Below are 1,363 nucleotides of genomic sequence, written 5' to 3'. Positions count from 1 at the left end.
TCCGTTTTTCTCACCGAAACAAGCTACTGGGGTGGCAGTCGCTGAGGCTGTCAATTTAGCTGTTTGAATGATTGAAGTGGTTGCCGTTACAATACAATTGTTTAGCATTGCAGTGACAGTATATGTACCATTATTCGACGGTAAGGCATCAACTAAAACAGTTGGGCCAGTTGCAGAATAATTATTTGGCCCAGACCAAGAGTAAGAGGTTGCATTTCCTACAGCTGTTAGGGTAATTTTATCTCCAAAACAAACAGGTCCATTATTTGAGGCTACTACATTTGGCTTCTCTTTCATGGTAACTAAAGCTGGGTCTGAATCATCTTCATCAGTTGCTTTTATTCCATCATTCGGAGTTCCTGTACCATTTCCATCAACAAAATCATCTGCATCCGAACTTACCAAACCTCCGGCATCATTAGATGAAATATTATCTGGTTTACTATCAATATCCAAAAGGTTTAAAGCATTTGTAGCATTATTACTAATTTCCGCTCTGTTTACCAAGGGCCCTGTTAAAGCTGAAGGTAAAACATTCAATACTAATTCGATTGAAGTATTTGCACCTGGCAAGATAGGACCTGGGATGTTAAATTTAGGATTTCCAGAAACTAATGACCATCCTAGACTTTGCGAAGTATTAAGGCTCATCCCTGTTGGGATATAATCAGTAACATCAATATTAGACGCTTTTAGTGTACCCTGATTAAATACAGTTATTACGTATTTAACCACATCCTCACAACCAACTTGGGAGGCTTGGCCAGCTTTTAATTTCTTATTTAAAGCTAAGTCAAAAATCTGTTTAATTTTAACTTCAGCTGGATCGTGATCATCTTCGTCTCCTCCAGTTTTACCATTACCATTGATATCGTCATCTGTAACAAATTTATCATTATCAATATCATCAGGTGTACTATCAATATCCACAAGTGGATTTCCATTATTGTCATTATCAGACGTTTTCGAAATCTCTGCTTTATTTAATAAGGTAGTTCCTTCAAAATCTGAATTGACTTTCAAATTTATATCAACCGAAATTGATCCACCGGCCGAAATTGGACCAGAAATAATTTTGGTTGCTTTATTTAAACCTGCTGCTGTCCAAGATAAATCATTTAGAGTCATACCTGATGGTATATAATCTGTAATTTCTATTCCATTTGCAGGGATGGTACCTTGATTTGATACAGTTATAGTAAATATAACATTATCACCTGGCTTAATATCTCCGGTACTTTTTAATTTCTTAACCAAAGCCAAGTCATATTTCTGAACCGTGATCTGAGCTGGGTCAGCATCGTCTTCATCGTCCGTGCCATTGCCATCCAATTTATCGTCAGTTGGGCTTCCTGGTACACCA

Annotated in this window: 1 pseudogene; it reads right to left on the bottom strand. The window is 37.3% G+C overall.

The features are described from left to right. A pseudogene (locus EGI24_RS14570) lies at positions 1-1,363 on the bottom strand (DUF11 domain-containing protein); the annotation flags it as partial.

This window comes from Lacihabitans sp. CS3-21, from assembly GCF_024343675.1.
Lineage (GTDB): Bacteria > Bacteroidota > Bacteroidia > Cytophagales > Spirosomataceae > Leadbetterella.
The sequence above is the reverse complement of the archived record's forward strand: the minus strand, read 5'-3'. Positions and strand labels throughout refer to the sequence as shown.